A 14545-nucleotide genomic window follows, 5' to 3' on the forward strand; every position below is an offset into this window, starting at 1 on the left:
GACTAAAGTGGCATATTAATCCGTCGGATTAAGTTCATGAGAATCGGGTTCAAACGTAGAAGTGGCTAGGTTGTGAAAATCAAGCCGCCGAAGAACCTCTATTGAGTGTTCCTCGCAGTAATCGTCGGTCGCGGTTTCAATCATCGAATGGGCAATACCCGTGCCCATGTCGGTTTCATGGTAATATTCTGCGCTCAATACGTGAAACTCTACGACGAGCATCTCCTTCTTTCCAAGTCTCCCCGCTGTTTCGTCATCTTCTCGAAGATGGGATTCAAAGCCCAAGGATGCAATTTGACCCATGATCCTCTTAATTCGCGCAGGGGTGATGCTCGTGTAACGCCGAAGCAAATCTAGGTTGATATGAATGTTCTCCGGCAATTCAGCAGGACAACCGTGCAGAAACACATTGAACACAACCTCCCGCTCCAGCTCAGTCATTCGTTGCAGCGCGGAAAAAAATGATTTCGCACCTACAACTAACATCTCCGCCTGCTCGTCGTTTTCGGGTTCCAGAACGTCAATCAGCCGGTCTGGAACAGGTGGCAGGTAATTCCAGCGCTGGCGTTCGCCAAGCTTCTCTGAAATCAAGTCTGCTAGCGAATCCGGCGTGCGGTCTTTGAGGTTGATGTATCCAACCGTGTCAGGAAGTCCGGGAACACGGGTGTCATCAAAACGCGCTGGAAGTATGTATTCGGTGCTTTCCTTGAACGCACGTTCCTGCGCTGCGCGCCGCTCGTGATTCGTCCAAAGTTTCTTCGCGTAATGCTGTGAAATAAAGACGACACAGTATCGCGCAAAGCTGCTGTAAACTTCATGCAGGTGAGCATACAAATCCTTCCCCCAAAGTTCGGCTTCTTCATATTCATCGTAGAAGACACGGATGCCTTTATTGCGGAGAATATGTGCTGTCTGGCTCACATAGTCACGGTCCTCGCCAGCAAACGACAGGCATACGTCGTATTCGAACTGGTCTTCTTTGGTGCTTTTATCAGATCGCATATTGAGGCGGCATTACTTCCTCCTCACCCTCTTCGGCTTCTCCGGCACCAGCGTCATCTCCGGCGTCACCTTGATGCCCATGCGCTTGTAGTAGTCGAGCATCTTCTCAGTGGCCACGCGGCTCGCTTCGATCACAATTTTCGACATCTCCGACATTTCACGCGGCGGAGTCTCCTGAAGGCTGTTGGAGGCAAGCATGGTTTGGAGTTCTTCGAGTGAATGAGTGGCGCTGTCGGCCATCTGCACCGCAGGCGGTGAATGATTGTCCCACAAACCCCACTCGTCGGCAAGTGGCACGTAGTCCTCGATGAAATGCTTGCGACTCCTTTCAAAACGACGGCGAATGTCATCCTCCGGCACATCATGCCCGCCGAGCTTAACTCGCAGCGCCACGCGCCCAACCGCCTGATCCCCAGAACCAATGCGGATGTAATGCAGCAGGAAGCGATAGCCCTGTGCCTTGGCCTCCCGAATCATCGCGACATAAGTTTTGCCACTGAGCGTGGACTCAATCGCAAAGCTCGCCTTGGCCGCGATCAAACTGCGCGTCTCATCAATGAGCAGCCGCCCTGCCTTGAAAGCAGTGAGGCTCGGATCCAGCGGCGAGAGTCCGCGCGCGATCTCATCCGCATTGAGAAACCGCATCAACCCAAGCCTCGGCAGCAGCTCCCGTGCAAGCGTGGTTTTGCCTGCCCCATTGCAGCCTCCAAGAATGCAGAGTGTCGGTGTCATGACGGTTTAGTATGATCTTCCACAAAATCACTCGGACACAACCGCTTCACCGCCTTCGTCAGCGGATTCTGCTCCTTGCGCCCATGCACATACAGCGCCGTCCATTCCGCGAGACGCCGCCCCAGAATACGACACGCCTCCTGCGTCTCCTCCTCACGCGGTGCCTTGGAAGCCACCGCCCCATAATGCAGCGTCATCTTCTTCCCCGAGTAATCCGTGACGCCAAACACGAGAAACCCAAAATTCATCAACACCGTAAGGATCGACTGACACGCCAGCTCCATGCCCCCGCCCCAGCCGCCTGCGCTGCTGAAAGCACACGCGATCTTCCCATCCACCTCCAGCCACTTGTCCGCCATCGTCTCGTCCCAGAAGCGCTTCATCTTCCACGACAGAATGCCCATGTTCGTCGGACTGCCCACCGCAAGCCCATCACACCAAACGACATCCTCCGCCGTCGCCTCATCCACATGCCTCACCCGCACCTCAGTCTCCGGCACCTGCTGCGCCCCCTCAGCCACCAGCGCAGCCATTTTCGCGACATTGCCGCTGCGGGAATCATAGAGGACGAGGATTTGGTTCATGGTGGGAGATCAGAACCTCTCTGCCAAGTTGTCAAAGAGTTCGCGCTGCGCAGGCATGCAGATGCTCCAAAATATGCTCTCTGCGTCCTGGGCAAAAATAGTCACCAATCCCCATGATGCCATTGACCAGCCATAGCAGTCCCCAGCCAGCCAGTGGAAAGATGATCGTCCAAACCATCAAAACAGAAAACACAAGGATGAAGCCGCACCAGACAGCCATAAATACCTGAACGAAGCGGTTGTGCGACATGCACCCAACGATACGGCTGCCACCCTCGGCCTCTTCAATTCTTCCACGAAACAAGGGTTCAAAGCTGTCGCTCACGACTACTGAGCCCCAGCGAATTCGAAGAGTGGATCCAATCACACTGCCGCGTGCAGATCCGTGATTCAATGAGACGATCGTATTCAGCGACTCCCGGATGCAGTACACGAGTTGCTCAGGTGGAAGTCTGGACACGATAATAGTCTCAGCTTCATCCTCAAAAAAGTTCCTGACCTTCGGAGGCACTTTTTGCCAAAACCTTTGTTTGATGTCCATGATAGGCGGAACTCAACATCCCCGCGCCAGCTTCCGCAAGTATTCCAACTGCCTCTCCGGCTGTGCCCCATCTGCATGACACGGAAGGACACCATCAAGCGGCAGCTCCAACGCACGATGAATGCTGCGACGTGCCTCCACATTGTCTTGATTCAGATACGCCGGAGCGATCTGCGGCCCGAAGCCAAAGGTGGCAAACAAATCCCCGCTGAAAAGCAGCCGGTGCTTGGCGGAGTAGTACCCGCAGTGTCCATGCGTATGCCCAGGCAGCGCCACCACACGAAGACCGCCCCATACCGGAATCTCATCACCATCCTTCAGCAAACGATCCGGTTTAAACGAAGGCTGCCTCAACAGCCGACGCCCCACCCACTCAGCCACGCCTGCAACACGTCCGAGCCCGGCGTAACGCGCACGGTTTTCATAATGCTCCAGATCGCGCTCAGGTCCCGCAATCCACGCAGCATGCTGTGCAGCCACAGCAGGAGCATTCCTCACATGATCCAGATGCCCATGAGTGAGCAGAATGCCACGAATCGGCAGCGTCTCCCAACCACGCGCCACCAGCGCTGCGTTCAATGCCCGCCGCCCACCAATAAAGCCGGTGTCGATGAGATAGAGCCCCTCACCATCCCGCAGGACGAAAAACTGCACGATGAACGTGCGGACGATGAGCAGATCAGGCGGCATGCAGACCTGCACACGCTAGAGAGCCTCTTTTCCTGAAGCAACCCGCGAGTTCTTGCGTTTGGATGGAACTCATGAAGTCGTTTTTCATCCTCACCTTGCTTCTCCTCGGCACCTTCGCCCACGCAGCGGACAAGCCAAACATCATCTTCATCCTCGCCGATGACATGGGTTACGGCGATGCCGGCTGCTTCGGCCAAAAAACTCTCACCACGCCCAATCTCGACAAAATGGCCGCCGAGGGCATGAAGTTCACGCGCCACTACGCCGGCTGCACCGTGTGCGCTCCCTCGCGCTGCGTACTCATGACCGGCCTGCACACCGGCCACTGCCGCGTGCGCGGCAATGGCGAAGGTCACATCCCCGACGAAGACCTCACTCTGCCCAAGCTGCTGAAAACCGCAGGCTACCACACCGCCTGCATCGGCAAATACGGCCTCGGCAAACCGCTTCCGCTCGACGATCCCCAGCGAAAAGGTTTCGATGAGTCCTTCGGCTACGTGGGCACCAGCCACGCGCACAACTTCTACACCAAGGCCCTCGTTCGAAACGGCAAGATCGTGGATCTGCCCAACACCGTCATCCCCGGCTCATTCAAGGATGCACATGATTATTCCGACAGCGATCTCGTCGGCACCGGCGTGGCCCCGCTGGACGGTCGCAAAGCCTGGGTTCCTCAACTCCTCGCCGACGATGTGCAGCGCTACCTCGGCGAGCGCGCCAAGGCCAAGGAACCCTTCTTCCTCTACTACGCCTTCAACATCCCCCACGCCAACAACGAGGCCGGCAAAAACTCCCCCCTCGGCCACGGCTTGGAATCCCCCGACTACGGCGAGTTCAAAGACAAAGACTGGCCCGACGCCGAAAAAGGCTTCGCCCAGTTCATCCGCTTCCTCGACAACGAAGTCGGCAAAGTCCTGTCTCGCCTCAAAGAACTCGGCCTCGCAGAAAACACCCTCGTCATGTTCTCCAGCGACAACGGCCCCCATCAGGAAGGCGGCCATCAAAGCGACTTCTTCAACAGCAATGGCGACTTCAAAGGCATCAAGCGCGACATGACCGACGGCGGCATCCGCGAGCCCTTCATCGCCTGGTGGCCCGGCAAGGTCAAAGCAGGCGCAGTGAGCGAACATGTCAGCGGCTTCCAGGATCTCCTGCCCACCGTGGCCGAACTCAGCGGTGCGAAACTCACCGCCGAAACCGACGGCATCTCCTTTGCACCCACCCTCCTCGGCAAGTCAGGCCAGCAGCAGCACTCGCACCTCTACTGGGCCTTCGATGAGCAGGGCGGCAAACTCGCCGTGCTGAAGTGGCCCTGGAAACTGATCCATCTCAACACCGGAGCCACGCCGAAAAACACCAAGGCCAAGGGCAAACCCAAACCTCTCGAAAAACTCCTCTACAATCTCGAAACAGACATCGGCGAAGAAAACAATCTCGCCGCAGAGAAGCCCGAGATCGTCGCTGAGCTGGAAAAGCTCATGCAGTCCTCATGGCGCGCGCCGTAAGGCACCCCGCAGCATGCCAAAGCCCCCGAGTACAAACAGCAGCGGAAACCAGATGGAATACAGCGCCGCACGCGAGCCATGCTGCAGCACCGCCTCATCCGGCGCAGCCGGATTCACAAAGCAGGTCTGACTCGATCCCGTCGGATACTGCTGCTGCTTCTGCACCGCATCATCGAAATGCAGCGTCGGCGCGGCCTCCACCTGACGAATGCGCATGCCGCTGTGCTTCACACCCTTCACCTCATATTCGTAGCGCACCTCCACCCGGTGCGCGGGATCTGAGTGCGGCGTCGGCCTCTCGCTCACGATGCGGGAGGAGAGGATGCGGCATGGAACCTGCGACCACTGCCGCGTGATCTGCGCCTTCTCATATGACAACCACATCCGCCACGCAAAGAACGATCCTGCCACGATGAGGAACAAACCCATCGTGCAAAGCCACAAGCGGCCTGATTGAGATGCAAATTGATTCTGCGACATGCGTTCGGGAAGCAGGCTTTGACTACGCTTCACGCGTGTTCCATACAGAGATGTATTCATCTCGCAAATAATCCACATGTCTGAACCTGCTCCCATTTCGATACGTCCGCCACGCTGGCTGCTGAAGCCCGCCGTGGAGGGCGCTGCCGAGCTGGCGGCAGACATGGGGCTGTCTCCGCTCATGGCGCAGCTTCTCGTGCAGCGCGGCCTTACCTCCGTGGAATCGGCGCGCGACTTTCTTGTACCAAAGCTCGCCACCCTCGGCGATCCCACCGTTCTGCCCGAAATGATTCCCGCCGTGGCTCGCATTCTGCGCGCGGTCGATGAAAAACAAAGCGTCGTGCTCTACGGCGACTACGATGTGGATGGCGTCACCTCGATGGCGCTGATGCATCTCATCTTGAAGGCCTATGGTCTCGAAACGCATCTCTTCCTCCCCACGCGCATGGAGGAAGGCTACGGCCTGAGCCTGGATGGCATCGCCAAATGCTACGAACAGTTTGGCAAACCAAATCTGTTCATCGCGCTCGATTGCGGCACCACCTCCTTGAAAGAAGTCGCCAAACTGCGCGCCGACGGCGTGGACTGCGTCATCATCGACCACCATGAGCTCTCCCCGCAGGGTCGTCCTGAATGCCTCGCCCTGGTAAATCCCAAGCTCGGCAAAGACTACCACTACTTCTGCACCGCAGGACTCGTGTTCAAAGTCTCGCACGCCCTGCTGAAGGCGCGCATGATCGAAAGCTATGATCTCAAGGAAACGCTCGATCTCGTGGCTCTCGGCACCGTGGCAGACCTCGTCCCGCTCATTGATGAAAACCGCCTGCTCGTACGGCGCGGTCTCGAAGCTCTCGCACAGACCACGCGCCATGGCTTGAAAGCCTTGAAGCAGATAGCCGGTGTGGAAGGCCTCGTGCAGACCCATCACGTCGGCTTCCGCCTCGGCCCCCGATTGAATGCAGCGGGCCGGCTCGACACCGCAGCCACCGCCCTGCAGTTGCTCCTTGCGACAGACGCCACCAAAGGCGCCGCACTGGCTGAACTGCTCGAAGCCCACAACAAGGACCGTCAAAACGTGGAGCAGCAGGTGCACCTCGAAGCCGAGGCCATGCTCGCCAACATCGGCGAAATCGACAAGGTTTCCGCCATCGTACTGGCCTCGCGCAAATGGCATCCAGGAGTGATCGGCATTGTGGCCTCACGCATCTCTCGGCTGTGCCACCGCCCCACGATCCTCGTGTCCATCAACGAAGATGGCATCGGCAAGGGCAGCGGACGCAGCATTCCTGGCTTTTCGCTCGTCGAAGCCATCGACATCTGCCGCGATCACCTGCTCGGCGGCGGTGGCCACGCGATGGCTGCCGGCATTTCCGTCCACGAAGACAAGATCGACTCCTTCCGTGCGGCGTTTCAGGTGGCCGCACGCGACGCCCTGAGCAAGGAAGCCATGACCGCCCTGCTGGAACTCGATGCCGAGGTCAAGCTGCGCGACCTCTCACTGAGCTTCTTCGAAAGCTACAAGCTCCTCGAACCCTTCGGCCAAAAAAACCCCGAGCCGTTGTTTCTCTGCCGCAATGTGAAGCCCAAGCTTCCAGGCCGCACGATGAAAGAAAAGCACCTGCGCATCATCCTCACCCAGGAAGGTGCCTCCATGGAGGCACGCTGGTTCAATGCACCCATCGGCCATCTCCCTCCCGCCCCGTGGGATGTCGCCATGCGCATCCAGCGCGGCTGGTTCCGTGGCACGGAGCAGTGGCAGCTCACGCTTGAAGCGGTGCGCCCCGCTGAATCCGTTCAGCGTGGGTGAAACCGGTAGTGCCCCGTGATCGGAAACTCAAACAGCCGGCTCTCATGCTTGGGCCCCTGGCCGATGTTATGCACGATCCAAGGCGTCGCACTGCCATCCGCCGCCGGCACCACAATCGCAATGTGCGGCAGCCTGCCCGCAACCGTGCAGGTGATCAGATCCCCCGGCAGATAATCCTCCGCCTTCTGCGTCACCGGCAGGGCCGCTCCACGCCGCTTGAAAAAGGTCTGCAAATTCGGCACTCGGCGGTGATCAATGTTTTTGTCCGTTGAGTTCAGCCCCCAGGTCTTCGGATAGGCCGCAAACGCGCGCCGCATGTCCTCATGCACCAGCTTTTGCAGATCAATCCCCAGCGCCCGGTAGCTGCGGATGACTTCATCCGTGCACACCCCCGTATCAGCAGGCACATCGCCATTGGGATAATCCAAAATGACATACGCAGGATCATAGCGCACCGTGTGCTGCACCCGTTCCAGCGCCGCTTCCACCAGCCGCTCCGCAAAACTCGGCGCAACGGTTTGCGCACTGCATACCAGAACGCAGGCCAAAAACAGGAAGCTGCGTCGAAAGAGGTTATTCATGCCCCACTTCGACACCGCCGATGAAAGTCCGTTGAACTTCCAGCCGCCGGTTGAGCACGAGCACATCCGCCAGCTTCCCCTTCTCCAGACTTCCGCACGTTTTCCCCATCCCGGTCCGCTCCGCCGGCGTCAGGCTCGCCATGCGCACCGCATCCGGCAGCTTGGCCGAGGTGCTTTTCTTCATATGACGCACCATGTGGTCCAGCCCCATCACGGAACTCGCCAGCCCCTCTCCCGGCACGAATCCCACCCGGCCATCGCTTTCAAAAAACGAGCCGTCATCCTCCGATCCAAACCGGTAGCGCCCCGGCGGCATGTCCATCGCACGGTTGCTGTCGGTCACAAGGCACAGCCGCTGCGCCCCCTTCATGCGAAAGGCGAAATCCAGCAGCTCCGGCGCCAGGTGCATGCTGTCAGCAATGACCTCCGTGCTCATATCCGCCTTGGCGAGGACGAACTGCTCCATGCTCGCCTGCATCGGCGTGCCAAATCGAGTGCGCAGGGAGGCCACCGAGCTCATCGCGCACCAAAAATGATCCACATGCCGCATCCCAGCCTTGAAGGCACTCGCCATCTCCGCCCAGTTGGCATTCGAATGCCCGCAGGTGATCAGGCAGCGCTTCTTGCGCGCCATCTGATAAAACGCCTCAGCCCCCGGAAGCTCCGCCGCACACGTGGCGATTCGCACCAGATCATCCCGAAACCACCGCGCATACTCCTCCGCATCTGGCGCACGCCGCCCTTCACGCGAGTGGCACCCCACCTTGTCCGGCGCAAAATACGGCCCATACAAATGCACCCCGGCAATGCGTGATCCATGCCGCGGCTCCCAACTTCGCTGCGCCTCTCGGCACGCTCCCAGCATGGCCATGATCTGCACCGGCGCCCCCGTCGTGGTCGTGGGAAAAATCATGGTCGTGCCATGCCGCGCATGCACCTTCAGGGCCGTGCGCACCGCCGGCACCGTGCCGTCCATGAAATCAGCCCCGGCACCGCCATGCACATGAATGTCGATGAACCCCGGACTGATGTAGCCACGCTTGGCATCCACCACGACCGCGTTCTTCGGCACAGCGATGCCCTTGCCCATGGCCTTGATCCTGCCGCGTTCACACAGCACGGCTCCATCCTCGATCAACCTGTCCGGCAGGATGAGCGTGCCGTTTTGGATGAGCAGCGGTTGGGCAGGCGGCTTTTTCATAGCAGCGTGAGCGGATTGACGCGCGTCTTCAGCGGAAACGTCACCCGCTGACCATTCATCCGGTGGGATTCAAAGATGGCGCTCACCATCTCAATCGTCTCACGCCCCTGCTTCGCATCAATCAGCGGTGCCCGGTTTTCCCGGATCGCGGCGATCAGATCCAGCCCTGCGGTTTCATGACTGGCAACCTGAGCCCCAAGATTGGCAATAGGTTCCGGCTTGTTAACACCACCCGTAGTGATGGGCTGCCACTGGCGCGGCTCTTTGACGGCGGGATTGAATGGACTGCCGAGACAGATGTGAGCCACCGGCTCCTTGTCGATGCGGAAATCGATGACGCCTTTGGTCCCAATGATCTGCAGGCCAAAACCCGCCTCTTTCGTGCCGGCACTTTGCACCGAATCAAAGAACATGGGAATGCCATTCGCCAGCTCAAACCTCGCATGCACCGCGTTGCCCGCCAGCGCACCGATGCCTTCATCCCCATCCTTCACATCCGCCTTCGTGATCGGCTTGCCATCCTGCATCACCACGGCGCTGCACGCCTGCGGCGCTCCTCCAAAATACGTTGCGAGGTTGAAAAGATGCGTGCCCAGCACCCACAGATCCAGCGAGCCACCTCGCGTATCCTCCTTGCCCCGCCCCCGCATTTCCAGCACCCGGCCGATCACACCGTCCTGGATCAGTTTTGCAATCACCGGCAGCACCGGATGGTACCGGTTGCGGTGCGCGATGGCGATCTTCGTCCCCGCCTTCTCAGCAGCGGCGATGATTTCATCCGCTTCCGCCAGGCTGCGGCAAAAAGGTTTTTCAATGTAGATGCCACGCGCCCCCGCCTGAATCGCCGCCAGCAGCATATCGCGATGCTGGTCAATGTGACGCGGACCGATGGCAACGATGTCCGGCTTCACCTCGCTGAGCATGGCGCGGTAGTCGGCAAAGCCCTTGCTCACAGCCAGCTTCTTCAGCTCACCCTTGAGCCCCTTGTCATCCGCATCCGCCACAGCCACGATCTCGACGGCGGGAATTTTGAGCCACATCGTATCGAGTCCGTGGCCATAGTTACCACGCCCCGTATGACCAATGACGGCAACGCGAAGTTTGGAATCAGCCGCAGCAGCAAAGCTGGAAGCGGTGAAAACAGCAGGCAGAGAGACGAGAAGATGGCGGCGGTTCATGCGAATTCATGAACGTCACCAGCATGTCCAAACACGCAATCAGATCCATTTTGAAGCATTCACAGCCCCGGCGGGTCATACTTTGCGATTCTGGAGCCACCTTTTGAGTTTGTTTGTGGCAAATTGTGTCTATTCATCCCACCGCGTCCGCTCCCCAACCGCGCAGAGGACATTCCACCCCCCATGTCAGAGACCCAAGTGCATGCCGCTGGCGACTCCGTGCCGGAGTTGAAGCAGCGTATTCGCGAACTGGCAGGCATGCTGCATGCCTGCCGCCTGCGCCTGCCCGATGCACCCGCAGAGGCCGTGCGCGAAATGGCGGAAAGCGAGGAGCGCTTTGCTCTGGCGGTGCGTGGCACCAATGACGGCATCTGGGACTGGGACATCCGCACCGGCAAAGTGTTTTTCTCCCCACCGTGGAAAAGCATGATCGGTTACGAAGACGAAGAGCTCGAAAACGTCTTCGCCACCTTCGAAACTCATCTGCATCCCGAAGATCACGACCGCGTGATGGCCACCCTGAATGATTACCTGGCAGGCCGCACTCCGCGTTATTCCGTGGAGTTCCGCTTCCGCCACAAGGACGGCAGCTGGCGCTGGATCCTCGCCCGTGGTCGCGCCTTGCGTGATGAAACTGGCACCCCCTACCGCATGGCCGGGTCACACACGGATGTAACCGAGCGCAAGCATGACGAGGAAGAGCTGCGTCAGGCGCGTCGGGCCGCCGAGTCCGCCAACAGCGCCAAAAGCGCCTTCCTGGCAAACATGAGCCATGAAATCCGCACCCCGATGAATGGCGTCATCGGCATGAGCGAACTGCTGCTCGGCACGGATCTCAACGAAACCCAGCGCGAATACCTGGAAATGCTCAAGCTTTCCGCCGACTCCCTGCTGGAACTGCTCAACGACATCCTCGACTTCTCCAAAATCGAGGCCGGTAGAATGGAGCTGGACGCACACGAGTTTGATCTGAACGAGGTCGTTACCGAGATCTCCCAGGCCATGGGCATTCGCGCGTTTCAAAAGCGCCTGGTGTTCCTCCATCACATCAGCCCGGATGTCCCCCTGCGTCTGATTGGCGATGACGGCCGCCTCCGGCAGATCCTGGTCAATCTGATCGGCAATGCCATCAAGTTCACCCACAAGGGCGGCGTCACCATCGAGGTCAGCTTGGAATCTCAGACTGCCGACATGGTCACGCTGCATTTCAAGATCAACGACACCGGCATCGGCATCGCCGCAGACATGCGGGAGAGCATCTTTGAGGCCTTCACCCAGGCGGAGCAGTCCACCTCACGGCGCTACGGCGGCACCGGCCTCGGCCTCGCCATCTGCCATGATCTCGTCGCTCTCATGCATGGCCGCATCTGGGTGGAGAGCCAGCCCGGCACCGGCAGCACCTTCCACTTCACCGCCGCCTTTGGCCGCACCAGCGGCATTTCGATCAAGCCCAAATCGCCACGCTTCAAACCTGTGGTCACCGCTCATGCTTCCATGAAGGTGCTCATCGCCGAGGATGGCCACGTCAGCCAGCTCGTCGGGGCACGCATGCTGGAAAAACGCGGCCACGTCGTCACCCTCGCCTCCAACGGCAGGGAGGCCATCGACCGCTGTGAAAAGGAAGCCTTCGACGCCATTTTGATGGATGTTCACATGCCCGGCATCAATGGCTACGAAGCCACCGCCAAAATCCGTCAGGCCGAAAAGGCCACTGGCAGGCATGTCCCCATCATCGCCATGACGGCCAATGCCATGAAAGGCGACCGCGAGCGCTGCCTTGCCGCAGGCATGGATGATTACATCGCCAAACCCCTGCGCTCAGCTGAGTTGTTCCAGATCGTGGAGCAGTTCGCTCCACGGTCGGCCACACCCCAGCCAGCCCCGGCATCTCCTGCACCCGCACCCCGCCCGCAGATCGAGACACCTCCCTTCGACCTAGCCGAGTTTCGTGAATCCACCGGCGATGAAAAACTCATGCGCAAGCTCGTGTCCATCTTCTCTGAAGATGCGCAAAAATACCTGCGCAAAGCTGAGAAAGCGCTCGCAGCAGGCAAAGCCACGCAAGTCTATGAAGCCGCTCACTCGCTCAAGGGCATGCTTGGCGTTTATGCCGCCAAAAAGGCGCTCAAACTTTCCACCGAACTCTGCGACTACGCCCACGCCGGAGATTTAAAGGGCGCCCAGCTCATGCTGGATCAGTTGAAAAAGGAATGCGTCCTGCTCGGCGAGGCCCTGCTCGCCGCTTTCGAGCCCGGCATTTAAATCAGCGGTACTCCGTCATGCCATCGTAGCCGTGCACCAGGTGGATCGGATGCCCGACCTCCTTCAAAATCTGGCGCGTCAGATTCAGCTTGGCCTGCAGCGCAGTGTCATCGTGATCCGGATCGTGATGCACCACGATCCACTTTTTAGCGCCCACCAGTTTGGTCAGCGCACACGCCGTGGCCAAATTCGAATGCCCCCAGCCGATGCGTTTCGGATAGTCCGCCGGCAGGTACTGCGCCTCATGCACCAGCAGATCCACACCATCAAGGAAGGCCAGCATCGGCTCATAGGGCACCACCAGATTTGAATCGCGCGTCAGCAGGACGGGGGAACCCGTGTAGCCTTGGAGAAATTCATTATCGGGCACAAAAGCCACGCTCCAGCCATCATGCGTCACCTTGAATCCCACCGTCGCCCCGGGATGCTGCGTGAATTCACGCGTCACCGTCACATCACCGATTTTCACCGGTGCATCATCGAGAAACACGAAGTTGATTTTAGCCCGCAGATCCTCGCGCTGAATCGGGAAATAATCGCGGTCCATCTGGCCGCAGAGCAGTGACTCGATGTTTTTGCCAAAACCCCGCTCGCCGTAAACGGTGATCTCAAATCCCGGCACGTAGATCGGCGTGAAAAACGGGAATCCTTGGATGTGATCCCAGTGCGTGTGCGTGATGAACAGGTGGATGTGGCACGGCCCGCCAGCCAGGAACGACTGCCCCGCATCCCGCAGTCCGGAGCCCGCATCAAACAGGATGCGCTCCTTCCCGGTGTTGTATTCAAAGCACGTGGTGTTGCCCCCATGCTGCGCATAGCGCGCTCCGCACACAGGGATCGAACCCCGCGTACCCCAGAGCTTCACATGCGGCCGCTTGGTGTCCAGCACCGGGGCATACTGCTCCGCAGACACAGGCAGGTGATCACGGTGCGTGATCCCCTTCGTCGTCGCGGCTTCATGAAAGTACTGCCTCAGCTTCTCCAGCAGCAGGTCGGGATCGAACGGCTTGATGAGCACATCCACCGGCCCGGTCTGCTGGATGTGTTTGAGTTCGGTCGAGTAATCCTTCGCCGTGCACACAATCACCGGCATGTGCTGCGTGGATTGCTGTGCTCGCAAATGCCGCAGCACCTCCAGCCCGTTCATTTTCGGCATGATCAGGTCCAGCACCAGCAGGTCCGGCTTGAATGCCTCCATCTGCTCCAGGCACTCCTCCCCGTCCTCGGCCACGCGCACCTCATAGCCATGCGTTTCAAGTGCATGCGACAGCCGCATGGAAAGCGCACGCACATCTTCCGCGAGCAGGATTTTTTTGGGTGGGGTTGGAGTCGCCATATCTTGCCTCTATCTCTCAAATACGCGCAGGAGTATTGGTCGGGCTGGCGGGATTCGAACCCACGACCTCTTCGTCCCGAACGAAGCGCTCTACCAGGCTGAGCCACAGCCCGCCTTTGTCATTTCTGACTCTTGCGGCACCACCTTCGGCATTGCTGCCACCCAGTGGGCGGGATGAGATTTGTAGCCTCACAAGAGGGACGCGCAAGTTGGAAAATGGCCCGCCTCCCGCGTACAGAAGGATCGCATTAGGATGAAATAACGGAACTCCAAGCCAATCCCCCCTGGCCGAGACTTGATAGGCAATGCACTCAAGGAATGCTTAGTGAAAGATCATGCGAAAAGGCTTTGCAGCGGCCATAGACGCGCTATCTTAAATGCTGAACGGCTCACGTACTTTGCACCGAAACACCTGTTTTAGTACAATCCATGCGAGTGTCCGACCTCAACCCAACCAACCTAATACCAACCTGATCAGACTATGAAATTGAACGCATTGCTGAAAACGCTGGGGTTCTTGGCACTGGCCGCCACTCCCGTTGTGGCCGGACCATCCGCCCCTGCTCCTAAAAACCCAATCGCTCCCGCTCCGGTGAACGATGACCTCGGCATCACCGCCTCCATCGGCTATGACTCCAACTACGTG

Annotated in this window: 13 protein-coding genes and 1 tRNA gene; 3 read left to right on the plus strand and 11 right to left on the minus strand. The window is 58.9% G+C overall.

What is annotated here, in order from left to right:
- Positions 1–15: 15 nt before the first annotated feature.
- The 5 genes from AC24GY_RS14390 to AC24GY_RS14410 are packed head-to-tail and all read right to left on the minus strand — an operon-like array spanning position 16 to position 3549.
- A complete protein-coding gene (locus AC24GY_RS14390) occupies positions 16–1002 on the minus strand; it encodes a toll/interleukin-1 receptor domain-containing protein (protein ID WP_487684148.1) in 987 nt (328 codons plus the stop codon).
- 12 nt (positions 1003–1014) lie between these two features.
- Positions 1015–1734 carry an ATPase gene (locus AC24GY_RS14395; protein ID WP_487684151.1) on the minus strand — a complete coding sequence of 240 codons (720 nt, stop codon included), beginning with the start codon at positions 1732–1734 and terminating at the stop codon, positions 1015–1017.
- Complete coding sequence (locus AC24GY_RS14400; protein WP_487684153.1) at positions 1731–2318, minus strand: flavodoxin family protein; 588 nt, start codon at positions 2316–2318, stop codon at positions 1731–1733. The genes AC24GY_RS14395 and AC24GY_RS14400 overlap by 4 nt, the downstream gene beginning before the upstream one ends.
- A gap of 31 nt (positions 2319–2349) precedes the next feature.
- Positions 2350–2859 carry a hypothetical protein gene (locus AC24GY_RS14405; protein WP_487684156.1) on the minus strand — a complete coding sequence of 170 codons (510 nt, stop codon included), beginning with the start codon at positions 2857–2859 and terminating at the stop codon, positions 2350–2352.
- A 12-nt stretch (positions 2860–2871) separates the two neighbouring features.
- Positions 2872–3549: an MBL fold metallo-hydrolase gene (locus AC24GY_RS14410; protein WP_487684159.1), complete on the minus strand. Its 678-nt coding sequence runs from the start codon at positions 3547–3549 to the stop codon at positions 2872–2874.
- Positions 3550–3620: 71 nt separating this feature from the next.
- Here AC24GY_RS14410 and AC24GY_RS14415 point away from each other — a divergent pair, with 71 nt between their 5' ends.
- The gene (locus tag AC24GY_RS14415; RefSeq protein ID WP_487684162.1) at positions 3621–5054 is read left to right on the plus strand and encodes an arylsulfatase; all 1434 of its coding nucleotides are present in this window, start codon (positions 3621–3623) and stop codon (positions 5052–5054) included.
- On the opposite strand, the gene AC24GY_RS14420 is transcribed toward AC24GY_RS14415, so the two are convergent.
- Positions 5037–5594, minus strand: coding sequence for a DUF3592 domain-containing protein (locus tag AC24GY_RS14420; RefSeq protein ID WP_487684165.1), 558 nt, complete (start codon positions 5592–5594; stop codon positions 5037–5039). The two genes, AC24GY_RS14415 and AC24GY_RS14420, sit on opposite strands and share 18 nt — an antisense overlap.
- Before the next feature lie 16 nt (positions 5595–5610).
- On the opposite strand from AC24GY_RS14420, the gene recJ reads away from it, so the two are divergent.
- A complete protein-coding gene (recJ, locus tag AC24GY_RS14425) occupies positions 5611–7341 on the plus strand; it encodes a single-stranded-DNA-specific exonuclease RecJ (protein ID WP_487684168.1) in 1731 nt (576 codons plus the stop codon).
- Here the strand turns inward: recJ and AC24GY_RS14430 are convergent.
- Genes AC24GY_RS14430 through AC24GY_RS14440 form a run of 3 tightly spaced genes read right to left on the minus strand, consistent with a single transcriptional unit; the run spans position 7329 to position 10301 of the window.
- Positions 7329–7922, minus strand: a complete 594-nt coding sequence (locus tag AC24GY_RS14430; protein ID WP_487684171.1) for a DUF1287 domain-containing protein — start codon at positions 7920–7922, stop codon at positions 7329–7331. The genes recJ and AC24GY_RS14430 overlap by 13 nt on opposite strands.
- Entirely contained in the window at positions 7915–9123 is a 1209-nt protein-coding gene (locus AC24GY_RS14435) for an N-acetylglucosamine-6-phosphate deacetylase (RefSeq protein ID WP_487684174.1), read from the minus strand. The genes AC24GY_RS14430 and AC24GY_RS14435 overlap by 8 nt, the downstream gene beginning before the upstream one ends.
- On the minus strand, positions 9120–10301 hold the full coding sequence (locus tag AC24GY_RS14440) for a Gfo/Idh/MocA family protein (RefSeq protein ID WP_487684177.1): 1182 nt from the start codon (positions 10299–10301) through the stop codon (positions 9120–9122). Before AC24GY_RS14440 ends, AC24GY_RS14435 begins: the two co-directional genes overlap by 4 nt.
- Before the next feature lie 183 nt (positions 10302–10484).
- Between AC24GY_RS14440 and AC24GY_RS14445 the strand changes: the two genes are divergently transcribed.
- Complete coding sequence (locus AC24GY_RS14445) at positions 10485–12563, plus strand: ATP-binding protein (RefSeq protein ID WP_487684180.1); 2079 nt, start codon at positions 10485–10487, stop codon at positions 12561–12563.
- A gap of 1 nt (position 12564) precedes the next feature.
- Here AC24GY_RS14445 and AC24GY_RS14450 read toward each other — a convergent pair whose 3' ends face one another.
- Positions 12565–13899, minus strand: a complete 1335-nt coding sequence (locus tag AC24GY_RS14450; RefSeq protein WP_422321706.1) for a response regulator — start codon at positions 13897–13899, stop codon at positions 12565–12567.
- Positions 13900–13935: 36 nt separating this feature from the next.
- A tRNA-Pro gene (locus AC24GY_RS14455) sits at positions 13936–14012 on the minus strand.
- Positions 14013–14545 lie beyond the last annotated feature (533 nt).

The organism is Prosthecobacter sp. Pr1 (assembly GCF_057652315.1).

Coding starts and splice junctions, on each gene's coding strand:
- AC24GY_RS14405 (WP_487684156.1), bottom strand. CDS start 2,859: ATGGACATCAAACAAAGGTTTTGGCAAAAAGTGCCTCCGAAGGTCAGG.
- AC24GY_RS14395 (WP_487684151.1), bottom strand. CDS start 1,734: ATGACACCGACACTCTGCATTCTTGGAGGCTGCAATGGGGCAGGCAAA.
- AC24GY_RS14440 (WP_487684177.1), bottom strand. CDS start 10,301: ATGAACCGCCGCCATCTTCTCGTCTCTCTGCCTGCTGTTTTCACCGCT.
- AC24GY_RS14435 (WP_487684174.1), bottom strand. CDS start 9,123: ATGAAAAAGCCGCCTGCCCAACCGCTGCTCATCCAAAACGGCACGCTC.
- AC24GY_RS14400 (WP_487684153.1), bottom strand. CDS start 2,318: ATGAACCAAATCCTCGTCCTCTATGATTCCCGCAGCGGCAATGTCGCG.
- AC24GY_RS14410 (WP_487684159.1), bottom strand. CDS start 3,549: ATGCCGCCTGATCTGCTCATCGTCCGCACGTTCATCGTGCAGTTTTTC.
- AC24GY_RS14390 (WP_487684148.1), bottom strand. CDS start 1,002: ATGCGATCTGATAAAAGCACCAAAGAAGACCAGTTCGAATACGACGTA.
- AC24GY_RS14415 (WP_487684162.1), top strand. CDS start 3,621: ATGAAGTCGTTTTTCATCCTCACCTTGCTTCTCCTCGGCACCTTCGCC.
- AC24GY_RS14445 (WP_487684180.1), top strand. CDS start 10,485: ATGTCAGAGACCCAAGTGCATGCCGCTGGCGACTCCGTGCCGGAGTTG.
- recJ (WP_487684168.1), top strand. CDS start 5,611: ATGTCTGAACCTGCTCCCATTTCGATACGTCCGCCACGCTGGCTGCTG.
- AC24GY_RS14420 (WP_487684165.1), bottom strand. CDS start 5,594: ATGAATACATCTCTGTATGGAACACGCGTGAAGCGTAGTCAAAGCCTG.
- AC24GY_RS14430 (WP_487684171.1), bottom strand. CDS start 7,922: ATGAATAACCTCTTTCGACGCAGCTTCCTGTTTTTGGCCTGCGTTCTG.
- AC24GY_RS14450 (WP_422321706.1), bottom strand. CDS start 13,899: ATGGCGACTCCAACCCCACCCAAAAAAATCCTGCTCGCGGAAGATGTG.